Origin of the sequence: Zhenhengia sp. (genome assembly GCF_046966505.1) — a bacterium.
Lineage (GTDB): Bacteria > Bacillota > Clostridia > Lachnospirales > Cellulosilyticaceae > Zhenhengia > Zhenhengia yiwuensis.
This window is the reverse complement of record NZ_JBKVCH010000001.1, coordinates 247,878-262,497: the sequence shown is the minus strand read 5'-3', so window position 1 is coordinate 262,497 and position 14,620 is coordinate 247,878. Positions and strand designations below refer to the sequence as shown.

At 35.7% G+C, this 14,620-nt stretch carries 14 protein-coding genes and 1 other annotated feature; all 14 genes read left to right on the top strand.

The genetic code is table 11. The features are described 5' to 3' along the window. The first annotated feature begins 10 nt into the window (after positions 1-10). The 14 genes from ACLTBU_RS01285 to recO all read left to right on the top strand — a co-directional run bounded on the left by ACLTBU_RS01285 (position 11) and on the right by recO (position 14,544). Positions 11-1,765 carry an NADH-dependent [FeFe] hydrogenase, group A6 gene (locus tag ACLTBU_RS01285; RefSeq protein ID WP_249332426.1) on the top strand — a complete coding sequence of 585 codons (1,755 nt, stop codon included), beginning with the start codon at positions 11-13 and terminating at the stop codon, positions 1,763-1,765. Between the two features lie 127 nt (positions 1,766-1,892). Then, positions 1,893-3,113, top strand: coding sequence for a DUF1015 domain-containing protein (locus ACLTBU_RS01280; protein ID WP_177669586.1), 1,221 nt, complete (start codon positions 1,893-1,895; stop codon positions 3,111-3,113). Between the two features lie 94 nt (positions 3,114-3,207). Further along, positions 3,208-3,420: a binding site (T-box leader), on the top strand. Between the two features lie 49 nt (positions 3,421-3,469). After that, the gene (locus tag ACLTBU_RS01275) at positions 3,470-4,051 is read left to right on the top strand and encodes a M15 family metallopeptidase (protein ID WP_320650294.1); all 582 of its coding nucleotides are present in this window, start codon (positions 3,470-3,472) and stop codon (positions 4,049-4,051) included. Positions 4,052-4,063: 12 nt separating this feature from the next. Next, positions 4,064-6,709 (top strand): alanine--tRNA ligase, encoded by a 2,646-nt coding sequence (alaS, locus tag ACLTBU_RS01270; RefSeq protein ID WP_412217141.1) that lies wholly within the window; start codon positions 4,064-4,066, stop codon positions 6,707-6,709. 125 nt (positions 6,710-6,834) lie between these two features. Beyond that, positions 6,835-7,014: a 30S ribosomal protein S21 gene (gene rpsU / locus ACLTBU_RS01265; protein ID WP_053985353.1), complete on the top strand. Its 180-nt coding sequence runs from the start codon at positions 6,835-6,837 to the stop codon at positions 7,012-7,014. A gap of 132 nt (positions 7,015-7,146) precedes the next feature. Continuing rightward, a complete protein-coding gene (locus tag ACLTBU_RS01260; protein WP_177669592.1) occupies positions 7,147-7,443 on the top strand; it encodes a YabP/YqfC family sporulation protein in 297 nt (98 codons plus the stop codon). Between the two features lie 5 nt (positions 7,444-7,448). Next, positions 7,449-8,681, top strand: coding sequence for a sporulation protein YqfD (gene yqfD, locus ACLTBU_RS01255; protein ID WP_177669593.1), 1,233 nt, complete (start codon positions 7,449-7,451; stop codon positions 8,679-8,681). Beyond that, complete coding sequence (locus ACLTBU_RS01250) at positions 8,681-9,661, top strand: PhoH family protein (protein WP_177669595.1); 981 nt, start codon at positions 8,681-8,683, stop codon at positions 9,659-9,661. The genes yqfD and ACLTBU_RS01250 overlap by 1 nt, the downstream gene beginning before the upstream one ends. A gap of 36 nt (positions 9,662-9,697) precedes the next feature. Beyond that, positions 9,698-11,719 (top strand): HDIG domain-containing metalloprotein, encoded by a 2,022-nt coding sequence (locus ACLTBU_RS01245; RefSeq protein ID WP_337527405.1) that lies wholly within the window; start codon positions 9,698-9,700, stop codon positions 11,717-11,719. 1 nt (position 11,720) lies between these two features. Then, the gene (gene ybeY, locus ACLTBU_RS01240; RefSeq protein ID WP_337527407.1) at positions 11,721-12,221 is read left to right on the top strand and encodes an rRNA maturation RNase YbeY; all 501 of its coding nucleotides are present in this window, start codon (positions 11,721-11,723) and stop codon (positions 12,219-12,221) included. Between the two features lie 12 nt (positions 12,222-12,233). Beyond that, positions 12,234-12,632, top strand: coding sequence for a cytidine deaminase (locus ACLTBU_RS01235; protein ID WP_249332433.1), 399 nt, complete (start codon positions 12,234-12,236; stop codon positions 12,630-12,632). 10 nt (positions 12,633-12,642) lie between these two features. Next, positions 12,643-13,548, top strand: coding sequence for a GTPase Era (gene era, locus ACLTBU_RS01230; protein ID WP_337527411.1), 906 nt, complete (start codon positions 12,643-12,645; stop codon positions 13,546-13,548). Positions 13,549-13,657: 109 nt separating this feature from the next. Continuing rightward, a complete protein-coding gene (locus tag ACLTBU_RS01225; protein ID WP_177669603.1) occupies positions 13,658-13,777 on the top strand; it encodes a YqzL family protein in 120 nt (39 codons plus the stop codon). A 5-nt stretch (positions 13,778-13,782) separates the two neighbouring features. Next, on the top strand, positions 13,783-14,544 hold the full coding sequence (gene recO / locus ACLTBU_RS01220; protein WP_412217138.1) for a DNA repair protein RecO: 762 nt from the start codon (positions 13,783-13,785) through the stop codon (positions 14,542-14,544). Positions 14,545-14,620: the final 76 nt, after the last annotated feature.

The window sequence follows — 14,620 nt, the reverse complement described above, 5'->3', positions numbered from 1 at the left end:
GGAGTTTAAGATGTCAGAACTTAAAATTACAATAGATGGCAAAGAAACCATGGTAAATCAAGGTGCAACTATTCTTGATGCTGCAAAACAAGTAGGTGTAGAAATTCCTACCCTTTGTTATCTTAATTTACATGGTACAGCAATGAAAAGTCAGACTGCATCTTGCAGAATTTGTGTTGTAGAAGTAGAAGGTAGAAAAAATCTGGCACCAGCATGTGCAACACCTGTTATAAATGGTATGGTGGTTAAGACACATACACCACGTGTTATGAAATCTAGACGCATGGTACTTGAACTTTTGCTCTCAGACCATCCAAAGGATTGCTTAAGCTGTGAAAAAGCTGGGAATTGCCAGCTGCAAGATATGGCTGTGAAGTTTGGTATCCGTGATGTAGCCTTTAATGAAAATCATGCACAATCTACTTATCCAAAACAATTAGGCGTATCGATTATGCGTGATATGGATAAATGTATTATGTGTCGTAGATGTGAGACAATGTGTAATAAAGTACAGACTGTAGGAGCTCTTTCAGGTGTAAATCGTGGATTTAATGCCTTTGTAGGCACAGCTTTTGGTCTGCCACTTGAAGAAACAGTATGTACACAATGTGGTCAATGTGTAGCTGTATGTCCAACGGGAGCACTTTGTGAAAATGAACAAGTAAGTGATGTACTAAGTGGACTTGCAAATCCAGACAAAGTCGTAGTAGTTCAAACTGCGCCAGCTGTTCGTGCTGCACTTGGGGAAGAGTTTGGGATGGAAGCAGGTACACTTGTAACAGGTAAGATGGTAGCAGCACTAAAAGAACTTGGTTTTAATTATGTATTTGATACAGACTTTGCGGCAGATGTGACCATTATGGAAGAAGGTGCAGAGCTGATTGACCGTTTAACACGTTCAATAAAAGGAGATAAGAGTGTACATCTTCCAATCCTTACAAGTTGCTGTCCTGCTTGGGTAAATTTCTATGAAACACAATTTAGTGATTTATTAGATTATCCATCTACGGCAAAATCTCCACAACAAATCTTTGGTGCTATTGCAAAATCCTATTTTGCAGAAAAAATGAATATTCCAAGAGAGAAAATGATAGTAGTTTCTATTATGCCATGTCTAGCTAAGAAGTATGAAGCAGATAGACCAGAGTTTGAGAAAGATGTAGATATTACACTTTCAACAAGAGAGCTTGCGGCACTTATTAAACAGGCTAATATTGATTTTAATAGTTTAGAAGAAGCCGAATTTGATCATCCATTAGGGGAGTCGACAGGTGCAGCTGTAATCTTCGGTACCACAGGTGGTGTTATTGAAGCAGCAGTACGTACAGCATATGAAAAAGTAACAGGAGAAAGTCTTGGTAAAGTAGATTTTGAAGAGCTAAGAGGATTTGATGGTGTACGTGCAGCTACTGTAAAAGTGGGAGACTTAGATCTAAAGATTGGTATTGCACATGGCCTTGGCAATGCAAGAACACTTATGGAAGAATTAAGAAACGGTAACCCAAGAGGTTTCCATGCTATTGAAGTGATGGCATGCCCAGGAGGATGTGTTGGCGGTGGTGGCCAGCCTTATCATCATGGCAATATTGAAGTGGTACAAAAACGTCGTGAGGCACTTTATAGGGAAGATGAGCATAAACCACTACGTAAGTCTCATGAAAACCCAGCAGTAATTGAAATGTATGACACTTATTTTGGACATCCAATGAGTCATAAGGCACATGAACTGCTACATACACATTATACAAAGAAAGATAGAATTTAAAAAAAGGAGTAAGGCAATCTAAATGCCTTACTCCTTTTTAGTATGACTTTTTACTTGAAAGAAAAATAAGACATAATTTAGGGTTCTTCTTAATAAAACTAAATAAGATAGAAAGGAGGGATATGGGATGATTTCTATTAAGCCTTTTAGGGCTTACAGACCCCGAATAGATTATGCAATGCAGGTTGTAGCCTTACCTTATGACGTAATAAGTGAAGAAGAAGCAAGAAGAATTGGAGAAAGTAATCCCTATTCTTTTTTACATATAGATAAACCAGAAGTTTTTTATAAAGGGCAAGAGCTGAAGCAATATGAGTATGCTAGAAACATTTTGGAAGAGCTTATAGAGGTAGGTATACTGATACAGGAAGAGAGTCCTTGCCTATATATCTATGGGCTTATTACATCTTCAAGTAGCCAATATGGCATTGTAGGATGTCTAAGCTGTAGGGAGTATGATGAAGGCAAAATCAAAAGACATGAGAAGACTAGAGAGGATAAAGAGCAAGATAGGTTTTTGCATATTGAAGAGTGTCAGGCGCATACAGGGCCTATTTTCTTAGCATGTAAAGAAGAAGCACAGCTTAAAGCTTTTATAGAAAGGTATAGGCTAGATCATAAACCTCTTTATGATTTTGAACATGAGGGAGTAAGGCAATTGGTATACTGTATAGAGAATCCGCATGAACAAGCTGAAGTAATAGCCTGTTTTAATAAAATGAAGAATTTATATGTAGCAGATGGACATCATAGATTAGCTGCTGCAGCAAGTTATGCAAGAGTAAGAAGAAAAGAGGTATTTAAGGAAGAAGGAGAATATGAAGACTTTCTAGGTGTTATATTTCCAAAATCTGATTTAAACATTATAGATTATAATCGTGTGATTCAAGATGAGAGTGAATTGAGTGAAGAGGCACTGATGAATGCCATAGAAAAACAATTTAATATTACTCAGATGAAAGAGCAGACATACCATCCATCTAGACCCCATCATATAGGGATGAGATATAAGGGAAGTTGGTATAATCTGAGCCTTAAGGATAATCAGGTTAATGAAAAGGATCCTGTAGCAAGGCTAGATACAGCTATTTTACAAGATTTAATTTTAGAGCCTATTTTTCATATTAAGAATCCAAGGACAGATAAAAGAATAGATTTTATAGGAGGTATCAAAGGGATAGAGGCACTTAATAGGCGTACAGATGAAGATATGGATATTGCTTTTGCACTTTGCCCGACTACTATGGATGAGCTTATACAGGTAGCTGATGCTAATAGACTTATGCCACCTAAGTCCACCTGGTTTGAACCTAAGCTTAGAAGCGGCTTATTTATTCATAGGTTTTAAAGGAGACATGCATTGACAAAAATGCCTTTATTTCTTATAATCAGTATCATAATACGCATATGAGAAGCTGTACTAAGTATATATATAGAATAAGTGAAATGCGAAGATAAGGAATAGTATATAAATAAGGGTTTTCAGAGAGGAAAGTGGTGGTGAGAGCTTTCTAATGCCTGTTTATAGAAGCAGCCTTTGAGCATGCATCTTGAACCATAAGTAGGGATGTACGGGTAACTACGTTACAAGTTGAAGAGGGATACTCTATGTAGAGTATAACTAGGGTGGTACCGCGAGAAACCTCGTCCCTAATTTGGGATGGGGTTTTTTATTTTGCCTTGAAATCAAAAAGAGGTGATTCTATGTATAAACTTAGTATAGTCAATGAAGATAGACCTTTAGATGCTTTATATATTCCAGAGTCTTTAGTTTGTGACCCAGTCATGCATATTTGGCTTGTCAAAGAGGTTTATGAAGCTTTTTATGAGATGAATAGAGCTTTGCAAAGAGAAGGCCTGCCATCTATTTATGGACGCAGGGGTTACTTATGCTTTGCTTATCAAAAAAAGCTTTTTCAAAATGAAGTTCAAAAAAATATAAGGCAGGGGCTTAAGGCAGAGCTTGCTTATGAAAAAGCAAGAAGAACGCTTATGCCACCAGGATGCAGTGAGCATCAGTTAGGGCTTTGTATTGACATTGCGCTTCATCATATGCAACAAGATAATAGTATTTCTATATATGAAGAAAGTCCACAGTTCCATTGGATGAGGGAATATGCCACATCTTATGGATTCATACTTAGGTACCCTAAAGATAAGATGTTCTATACAAAGTTTTCTTATAGACCGTGGCACTATCGTTATGTAGGTATAGGGCATGCTAAAAAAATGGCTAAGCTAGGACTTTGTCTTGAAGAGTATTATGAAGCTTTTTATAAAGAATAAGGAGGATTACTTATGAAAAACTACGGTTTAAATGAACTAAGAGAAATGTATTTAAGCTTTTTTGAGTCAAAAGGACACTTACGTAAAAAAAGTTTCCCACTTGTACCTCAAAATGACAACAGTTTATTATTAATCAATGCGGGGATGGCACCACTTAAGCCTTACTTTACAGGTCAAGAAGTACCACCAAAGACACGTATGACAACTTGTCAAAAATGTATTCGTACAGGTGATATCGAAAATATCGGCAAAACAGCACGTCACGGTACATTCTTTGAAATGTTAGGGAACTTCTCATTTGGGGATTACTTCAAAGAAGAAGCAATTAGCTGGGCATGGGAGTTTGTAACAAAAGTACTTGAGCTTCCTGAAGATCGTCTTTATGTATCTGTTTATGAAGAGGATCAGCCAACAGCTGAAATTTGGCATGAAAAAATGGGCGTTCCAAGAGATCACATTGTATTCATGGGTAAAGAAGATAACTTCTGGGAAGTAGGCGTAACAGGTCCATGTGGTCCATGTTCAGAAATTTACTTTGATAGAGGTCCAGAGTTTGGTTGTGATTCCCCAACTTGTGCGGTAGGGTGTGACTGTGACCGTTACTTAGAATTTTGGAACTTAGTATTTACACAATTTGATAGACAAGAAGATGGTACTTACCTTCCACTTCCAAAACCAAATATTGATACAGGTATGGGTCTTGAAAGACTTGCAGCTATGATGCAAGGTGTAACATCTATCTTTGATGTAGATACAGTTAAAGCAATCCGTGATCATGTATGTGAACTTGCAGGTGTAGAATACGGTCAATCTCAAAAAACAGATATGTCTATCCGTGTTATTACAGATCATATCCGTTCAGCAACATTCATGGCATCTGACGGGGTACTTCCATCAAATGAAGGCCGTGGCTATGTTATGAGAAGACTTATTAGACGTGCAGTAAGACATGGTAAACTTTTAGGTATTGAAGGCTTATTCTTAAAAGAACTTGTTAAAACAGTAGTAGATAACTCAAAACATGAGTATACAGAGCTTGAAGATAAATTCGACTATATTGTAAAACTTCTTACAGTAGAAGAAGAAAACTTCAACAAAACAATTGAACAAGGACTTAACATCTTAACAACTTATATTGAAGAACTTGAAGCAAAAGGTGAAAAAGTATTAGATGGTGTAGCTTGTTTCAAACTTTATGACACTTATGGTTTCCCTATCGATTTAACACGTGAGATTTTAGAAGAAAAAGGTCTTGCAATTGATGAGGAAGCTTTCAAAAATGAAATGGAAAAACAAAAACAACGTGGTCGTGATGCACGTGGTGAAACAAACTACATGGGTAGTGATGAAACAGTATTCCACAAATTAGATACAAACTTATCAACACAGTTCGTTGGCTATCATACACTAGAAGTAGAGTCTACTATTGATGCACTCACAACAGAAACAGAAATTATTGAAGAAGCAAAAGAAGGCATGGACGTGTATATTGTATCAAAAGCAACACCATTCTATGCTGAAAGTGGCGGTCAAGCTGGTGACGTAGGAACGATTACAACAGCTACAGGTACAGTAGAAGTAACAAATACAACAAAAGCTGTGGGTGGTAAATTTGTACACCATGGTAAAGTAGTAGCAGGTACGGTGAAGCAAGGTGAAACAGCTACATTTAAAGTAAACAGTGTAGTACGTCTTGATTCTGCACGTAACCATAGTGCAACACACCTTCTTCAAAAAGCGCTTCGTGAAGTAGTAGGTGGACACGTAGAACAAGCTGGTTCTAATGTAACAAAAGATCGTTTAAGATTTGACTATACACACTTTGAAGCTTTATCAGCAGAGCAAATCGAACGTGTAGAAGCTATCGTAAATGAAAAAATCTTATCTGCTTTAGATATTACAACAATGGAAACTTCTATTGATGAAGCAAGAAAAATGGGTGCTATGGCACTCTTTGGTGAAAAATACGGTGAAGTTGTACGTGTGGTAGACATGGGTCATTACTCAGTAGAGCTTTGTGGTGGTACACATCTTATTAATACAGCTCAAATTGGTACATTTAAAATTGTTTCTGAATCAGGTGTTGCTTCAGGTGTAAGACGTATTGAAGCAGTTACAGGTCGTGGTGCAATCCATTATTACCAAGAAATTGAAAAAGAATTAAATGAAGTTGCTAAACTTGTTAAAGCTAAAAAAGATGGTATTACTAAAAAAGTTGAGCATTTAATGGCTGAAAGCAAAGAGCTTCAAAAAGAAAATGATAAACTTAAAGCAGAAATGGCGAAAGCTGAAGCAGAAAATATTTTTGATCAGGTACAAGAAATTGCAGGACTTAAAGTATTAGTAGCAGCACTTCCAAATATGGATATGAATGCTCTTCGTAATATGGGAGATACATTCAAAGACAAATTAGGTGAAGGTGTAGTTGTACTTGCAAGTAGCCAAGATGAAAAAGTAAGCTTAGTAGCAATGGCTACAAATGATGCAGTAAGCGCTGGTATCCACTGTGGTAATATTATTAAAGCATCTGCTCCTGTCGTACAAGGAGGCGGTGGTGGTCGCCCTAATATGGCACAAGCTGGAGGTAAAGATGCATCAAAAATGAATGAAGCATTACAAACAGCAACAGATATCATTAAAGAACAATTAAAGAAATAGCTAAAAGTTGCTAAGAACCTATTGACGTAATATAAGATGTCAATTATAATTTAGGGTAGTGCTTTAATCTTTTCTCCGTACAAATGCATAAAGCACGATACTGCAGCCCGGAGGGAGGGAAAGAAATGTCAGAGGTTACTGTTCGCGAAAATGAATCTTTAGATAGCGCTCTTCGTCGTTTTAAAAGAAATTGTGCTAAAGCAGGTATCATGCAAGAAATTCGTAAAAGAGAACATTACGAAAAACCAAGTGTGAAACGTAAAAAGAAATCAGAAGCAGCACGCAAAAAAAATAGACAATACTAATTAGTATAAATAGTGAGTGCTATAGTCAACACATATTGGCTAATGAAATCCTAGAAGCTAGATAGCTTCTAGGATTTTTTGTTATACTTGTCCTGCCCTATGCATAATATAGAAATAAGGGGGGAATCAGTCATGAAGAAGGAAAAATCAGACAAGAAGAAAGAATGGATACTTGATATGATGGAAAGCTTTGAAATTCCTAAAGAAACCGTGCTGGATGTACCTATTATTTCTTTAGTTGGAGATAGAGAAATTGTCATTGAGAATTTTATAAGTATCGTAGAGTATGGAGATGAAGTCATTAGATTAAAAACGCAGTGCGGAGAATTTACAATAGAAGGCAAGAACTTAGAGGCACGTAGTATGGATAGTGAGCATATCCAAATCAACGGGAAAATCCAAGCTTTAAGCTTTGGGAATAGGGGGTGAGCCATTTGTTTTTATCTTTATGGAATTATTTAAAAGGTTATGTTATAGTAGAAGTAAGTGGCTACACTTTAGAAAAATTTATGAATTTAGCAATACGCCATCAGAATACTTTTTGGAATATTAAACGTAAAGATGGTAAAATCTATTTAAGTACTACTATTGAAGGCTTCAAGCGTTTGAAGCCTTATGCCAAGAAGGCACGATGTCGTATGAGAATTGTAGAAAAAAGGGGTCTTCCTTTTTTGACATTTAGATATCGTAAACGTGTCATGTTTAGTGTAGGTGTCTTTTTGTTTATAGGTTGTATTTACCTGCTAAGCTCATTTGTATGGCTTGTAGAAGTGCAAGGCTGTGAGAGGCTTAATGAAACAGAGGTTATAGAGACATTAGAAGAAAGTGGTTACAAAGCAGGAAGGCTTAAAGCAAGACTGAATTTACGAGAGGCCGAGCAAAAACTCATTAATACATACCCGGACATTATTTGGACTGGGATTAAGTTTGAAGGAACAAAGTTGGTTGTAGAGATTTCAGAATCTGTTCCTAAACCAACTATACATACAGAAAATGCACCTTGTCACCTTGTTGCTAAAAATGATGGACTTATTACTTATATTGCGACAGATAAAGGAATGCCTGGCGTGAAAAAAGGAGATACTGTGAAAAAGGGAGATATTTTAGTCTCAGGCAGTATGCAGCTAGGTGATGAAGGAGGTTCCCTTTATTTAACACATGCAAAGGCAACCGTTAAGGCAAAGACAGGCTATGCGCTAGAAGCAAGTATGCCTCTTGAAACAGTTCAAAAGGTTTATACCAATCGTGTCAGTACAAAGTGTGATTTAAGGCTTTTTGATTTAAGAATTCCTTTTTTAAGGAGTCATACAAAAGAGCAGTATGACGATTATGATGAAGTGATAACGGTTAAACAGTTTAAGCTTACAGATCAGTTTCCATTACCATTCTATTATGAAAAAGAGCAGAAAGTAGAGTATACACCGTATAAACAGCCTATTGATGAAGAAAGTGCTAAAGAAAAACTTTATGGAACACTTTATGACGCTTTGCTTAAAAAGTTAGGTGATGAGGCTCAGGTGATTTACCATGAAGTTGTTTATAGTAAAGATGATAATAAGCTGGTTGCAAAGCTTCAGGCTATTGTAGAAGAAGATATTAGTGAAGCTCTTTATTTAACACCTCAAGAGATGATGCCACAAAGTGAAGTAGAAGGAGAAAACGAATAATGGGTTTAGACGAAAAGAAAATACAAATTCCAACATGTTATATAGCAGGAATCTTTGGAAAGTTTGATGAACATATTAAACTTCTAGAAAAACTTTTTCATATCAAAGTAGTCCTTCGAGATGAAGATATTAAAATATCTGGAGAACCTGCTCATATCGATTTAGCCATTAGAACTTTCAAAGAGCTTCTAAGTGCAGCTGAAAAAGGAGAAGTTATAGATACACAGATGGTAGAATATACCGTTGACCTTATTAAGAAAAACAAAGAAAAAGAATTCTCTATGGCCACACAAGACCTTATTACAATGACTGCAGCTGGAAAACCTTTAAAAGCTAAGACATTAGGTCAAAAACAATATATAGACAGTATTAGAAAGAATATGGTAGTATTTGGGATAGGTCCTGCTGGAACAGGAAAAACGTATCTGGCTATGGCTATGGCTGTAAATGCTTTTAGAAAGAATGAAGTAAGTAAAATTATTTTAACGAGACCGGCTATAGAAGCTGGAGAAAAGCTAGGTTTCTTACCAGGAGACCTTCAAAGTAAGGTGGATCCTTATTTAAGACCTTTATATGATGCGTTGTTTGAGATTATGGGTGCTGAGCAGTTTGAAAAGAATATGGAAAAAGGACTTATTGAAGTTGCACCACTTGCTTATATGAGAGGGCGTACACTTAACAATGCTTTTGTTGTCCTTGATGAAGCGCAAAATACAACACCACCACAGATGAAGATGTTCTTAACAAGACTTGGATTTAACTGTAAAGCCATTATTACTGGAGACTTAACACAAATAGACTTACAAGCAGATCAAAAAAGTGGTTTAAAAGAAGCAGCTAAGATTTTATCTCATGTGGAAGGTATTGGATTTAGTTATTTAAATCGTAATGATGTTGTAAGACATCCGTTGGTTCAAAAAATTGTAGATGCTTATGATGAGTATGAAAAAGTACATGAGAAACCAAAAAATAACCGCTAAACTTTAGCGGTATTTTTTGCAGAATGGAGGCAGGGGATGAAAAAGTTTCGATGGGAAGTTATCTATTTCATGATTGCTGTAATGCTAACCTTTTTTGTAATAAGCTCGGGGGATTTCTTTAGGAAAAAGATTCATATCGAGATAGGACAAATCGCAAGTGAAACCATTGAGGCCCCTTTTCAAGTAGAAAATGAAATTGCAACAGAAAGAAAACGTAATCAATTGGAAGCACTAACGCCAGATATTTATAAAATGGATGAGCGTGTACTTGAAAAGGGTATTGCTAATATTGAGTTATTATTCGATTATGCAGAAGCTATTAAGGTGACAGCTATTCCACAGGAGCATGGAGTATCGCCTATACAGACGCTTCAAAGTAAGTCACCTATTCCCCTTTACGAAGACGAATATAAAACACTTCTCGGAATGAGTGTGAACCGTTTACATAGTTTAGAACAAATTTGTATCAATCTACTTACCAACACTATGGAAGAAGGCATTAAAGAGAATGAAAATAAGGCTCTCGATGTAAGAGCTAAACTAGAAAAGACAGATTTGAGTACAGTAGAGCAAAAAATTGCTTATGAGATTATTTCTTCTCAAATTAAGCCCAATTTTATAGTAGATAAGGAAGCAACCGCATTAGCTAAGGAAGAGGCTAGAGAAAGTGTAGAACCTGTTTATATACTTCAAGGAGAAAGAGTGGTTGAACAAGGTACAAGGGTGACAGAAGAAGCTTATAATGTTTTAAACAAGATAGGTTATCTGAATATAGATGATTCAGAGGTCTATACGCAGTATATAGGTGTAGGGATTCTTATTATATTAGCCGTATTATTCCTTTATCGTAGTATGAAATACGAGATAAGTAATACAAGTCTTAATAGAGGACAGGCTAGCTTGATTTTTATTTTGTATATTTTATCTTTAGGGATTATTCGAATGGTTTTAATGGGAGACTATATTTATATGCCATTGGCGTTTGCTCCTATTTTGGTTGCTATTTTAATCCATAAAGATATTGCTATTGTCATGCATCTTATTTTGATTGTAGTAGCTGCACTGACTCATAAGGCTGATAGTGTATTTATCATTTACCATCTTTTAGCTGGGCTCATTAGTATTAGTATCGTGGCTCAAATGCAAGAGCGTAAACAAACTATGGTCAATGCACTATTAGTAGGACTTCTGCAAACACTAATTTTTATTAGTTTAAATATGTTGGTAGGAATTTCTTTATCTACGCAGCTTATGCTAAAGGGAGTAGAAGCATTCTTTGTAGGTGTTCTTGTAGTCGTTCTTGTAGTAGGAAGTTTACCTTTATGGGAAGCAGCTTTTGGATTTATTACACCCATTCAGCTACTTGAACTGACCAATCCAGACCAACCCATATTGAAGCGCCTACTTATTGAAGCGACGGGGACTTATTATCATAGTCTACTTGTTGCCAACCTAGCAGAGGCTGCAGCAGATGAAATTGGAGCCAATCCACTTATGGCAAGGGTAGGTGGTTACTATCATGATATTGGTAAACTGACATGCTCTAATTATTTTAAAGAAAACCAAGTACTTGATAATCCACATGATTATTTAGATCCACAAACAAGTGCAGATATTATATTATCCCATGTAACTTCAGGAATTGAACTGGCAGATACATATAAACTTCCTAAGTGTGTAAAAGATATGATTAAAGAACATCATGGGACAAGCACAGCACAATATTTTTATATTAAAGCTAAAAATATTGAAGGGGAAGAAGTAGACATTAAGGACTTTAGTTATAAGGGGCCTAAGCCACAGAGTAAAGAAGCGGCACTTATTATGCTTGCAGATGTGGTAGAAGCAACAGTAAGGTCTATGCAGCATAAAATAGGAACAGAGGTAACTGTTGAAGACCTTGTAAGAAAAATGGTTAAACAAAAATTAGATGAAGGACAGTTAGATGAATGTCCACTTTATATATCTGATATAGAAAAAATTATTGACTCCTTTACGCGTATGCTAAAAGGGATGTATCATGAACGTATTGAATACCCAGAGAGAAAGGGCAAGTAGAATGAACGTATACTTAGAAGATGAATATAACTTTTTTGAAAAACATGAAGACTTATTTGAGGAGATACAAAAGGTTATTGCAAAATGCCTAGAAGTTGAAAAAGTACCTTATGAATCAGAAATTAGTTTAACTGTCGTAGACAAAGAAGAGATAAGATCTATCAATCATGAATACCGAGATATAGATCGTGCAACAGATGTTTTATCTTTTCCACAAATTGATCCTGAGTCAAATGGTATAATTGACTGGGAAAAATTAGATGAAACAGAAGTGATGAATTATGACACAAATCATATCATGCTAGGAGATATTGTGTTATGCTATGAGGTAGCAGATGAACAAGCTAAGTCCTATGGACATTCTTTAAAGCGTGAAGTATGTTTTTTAGTAGCACACAGCATGTTCCACCTTTTAGGATATGACCATATGAATGAAGAAGATGAAAAAGTAATGATTGCAAAGCAAAATGAAGTGCTTTCAGATCTTGGAATTAATCGATAGGAGATGTTTTAAATGGAAGAGTATAAACAACTAGTAGAAAAAGCCAAAGAGGCTATGACCTATGCCTATGCACCATACTCTAATTTTAAAGTAGGCGCAGCGCTCCTTACAGACACAGATAAAATTTATACGGGATGTAATGTTGAAAATGCATCTTTTGGTGCAACAAACTGCGCAGAGCGTACAGCTATTTTCAAGGCTGTATCAGAAGGGGAACTTCGCTATAAGGCAATTGCTATTGTAAGTAGTAGCAAGGAATTTACTTATCCATGTGGGATTTGCAGACAAGTAATCGGAGAATTTATGCCCAATGGCCATATTATATTAGAAAATGCACTAGGAGAAATAAAAGTCTTTGAATTTAAAGAGCTTTTACCTGGGCACTTTACACAAGAAGATCTTAACAAATAAGGAGAAACTCATGAACGATACATTTAAATCAGGCTTTATTTCAATCATTGGGAGAACCAATGTAGGAAAATCTACACTTATGAATAGATTAATTGGCGAGAAGATCGCTATTATGTCTAACAAACCTCAAACAACACGTAATCGTATTCAAACTGTATTGACTACAGATACGTATCAAGCTGTTTTTATAGATACACCTGGGATTCATACGCCTCAAAATAAATTAGGGGAAATGATGATTAAAACAGCTAACACAACACTTAATGAAGTGGATATTATTTTCTACCTTGTAGAGCCACATCCAATCATTGGTAAAAATGAAGCTACTATTATTGAGAAGCTTAAATCAGTTCATACACCAATCTTCCTCTGTATCAATAAAATTGATAGTGTATCGAAGGAAGAAGTAGCAGAAACTATTAATAAGTATAAAGAGGAATTAGATTTTAGTGAGATTATTCCTATTTCAGCTTATGAAGGTGTTAACATTGATGCCCTTTTAAAATGTATTGAAAAGTATTTACCAGAAGGACCGCAGTTCTTCCCAGACGATGTTTTAACAGACCAACCAGAAAGACAAATTGTAGCTGAGCTCATTCGTGAGAAAGCACTTCACCTTTTAGATAAAGAGATCCCTCACGGTATTGCGGTAGAAATTGATACAATGAAATCTAGAAAAAATGGAGATATTGTAGATATTGAGGCAACGATTGTATGTGAACGTGATTCTCATAAACGTATTATTATTGGTAAACAAGGTGCAATGATTAAAGAAATCGGAAGTAAAGCACGCTATGATATGGAGAGGCTTTTAGGATCTAAGGTTTATTTAACTTTATGGGTTAAAGTTAAGAAGAATTGGCGTGACAGTCAATTCCTACTTAAAAATTATGGATTTAATGATCAAGATTTTTAGTAATCGAAAATTTTAATAGTCAAGGTCTTTTACAATGGCAATTTTTTTGTAGCATAGGATAGCCAAACTTGTATAAGCTAATAGTAATAAGCTGAAGGGGGTAGTTCATATGTTAGATCATTTATGGAAATGCTTTGAAACCACAGGAGATATACAAACCTATTTGAACTTTAAAGAATATGAAAGAACCAGACAAGGCTTACAAGAAAAGAGATTGGATGAAAACTAGAGATTATGGTTATAAAAGTTGATGCAGTTGTTGTAAAAGAATATGTAGTAGGAGAGAGTGATAAATATATCACTCTCTTTACAAGAGAATATGGAATTATTCAAGTAGGTGCACCACGTGCTAAGAAGTTTGATAAAGGACTTGCTTCAGGAACAGAGCTTTTTGTATATGGTGAGTTTGTCTTGACTCAGTATAAGCACACTTACAAATTAATTAGTGTAGAGCCACGTTATACTTTTCATCATTTAAGAGAAAACTTGGTGATTTTAAGTTATGCTTCTTACATTGCAGAATTTGTAAGTGAAGTAGCAACTGAAAGTAGTGGTAACAGTGAGCTGCTTACTCTTATGCTTTATGCTTTACATAGTTTGAATAAAAGTAGTGAAGAAAGTGCAGAGCGTATTCGCCGTACCTTTGAAATGCGTGCTCTTGTCGTATTAGGATTCACACCGGAGTTAACAAGATGTGTATCATGCGGTATGTCAGTAGAAGGAGATGAATATGCTACTTATACTTTTCTTGTGGAAGAAGGTGGTTTATGCTGCAAGAAATGTAGAAGCATGAGCGCTCTTATAACTTTAAGTTATACAACATGGTATGTGCTTAATTACATACGACTTGCACCCTATAAAACACTTTTTAATTTCGAAATTAAACCCTATGTCTTGCAAGAGATGGCAAGGCTATGTGATGAAATGGTTGCCTATTATATTGAGAAGTCTTTTAAAACCTTAGAATTTATTAAGAGCTTAGGAATTTTATCTTAAAATTCCTAAGCTCTTTCTTCGTTTATAGCATAAAGTATGCTATAATAAATAGGAATATTTTGGGGTATCCTTAAAT

Bases quoted from the DNA above. Each gene is read 5' to 3' on its own strand.
- ACLTBU_RS01285 (WP_249332426.1), top strand. From the start codon at position 11: ATGTCAGAACTTAAAATTACAATAGATGGCAAAGAAACCATGGTAAAT.
- ACLTBU_RS01280 (WP_177669586.1), top strand. From the start codon at position 1,893: ATGATTTCTATTAAGCCTTTTAGGGCTTACAGACCCCGAATAGATTAT.
- ACLTBU_RS01275 (WP_320650294.1), top strand. From the start codon at position 3,470: ATGTATAAACTTAGTATAGTCAATGAAGATAGACCTTTAGATGCTTTA.
- alaS (WP_412217141.1), top strand. From the start codon at position 4,064: ATGAAAAACTACGGTTTAAATGAACTAAGAGAAATGTATTTAAGCTTT.
- rpsU (WP_053985353.1), top strand. From the start codon at position 6,835: ATGTCAGAGGTTACTGTTCGCGAAAATGAATCTTTAGATAGCGCTCTT.
- ACLTBU_RS01260 (WP_177669592.1), top strand. From the start codon at position 7,147: ATGAAGAAGGAAAAATCAGACAAGAAGAAAGAATGGATACTTGATATG.
- ACLTBU_RS01250 (WP_177669595.1), top strand. From the start codon at position 8,681: ATGGGTTTAGACGAAAAGAAAATACAAATTCCAACATGTTATATAGCA.
- ACLTBU_RS01245 (WP_337527405.1), top strand. From the start codon at position 9,698: ATGAAAAAGTTTCGATGGGAAGTTATCTATTTCATGATTGCTGTAATG.
- ybeY (WP_337527407.1), top strand. From the start codon at position 11,721: ATGAACGTATACTTAGAAGATGAATATAACTTTTTTGAAAAACATGAA.
- ACLTBU_RS01235 (WP_249332433.1), top strand. From the start codon at position 12,234: ATGGAAGAGTATAAACAACTAGTAGAAAAAGCCAAAGAGGCTATGACC.
- era (WP_337527411.1), top strand. From the start codon at position 12,643: ATGAACGATACATTTAAATCAGGCTTTATTTCAATCATTGGGAGAACC.
- ACLTBU_RS01225 (WP_177669603.1), top strand. From the start codon at position 13,658: ATGTTAGATCATTTATGGAAATGCTTTGAAACCACAGGAGATATACAA.
- recO (WP_412217138.1), top strand. From the start codon at position 13,783: ATGGTTATAAAAGTTGATGCAGTTGTTGTAAAAGAATATGTAGTAGGA.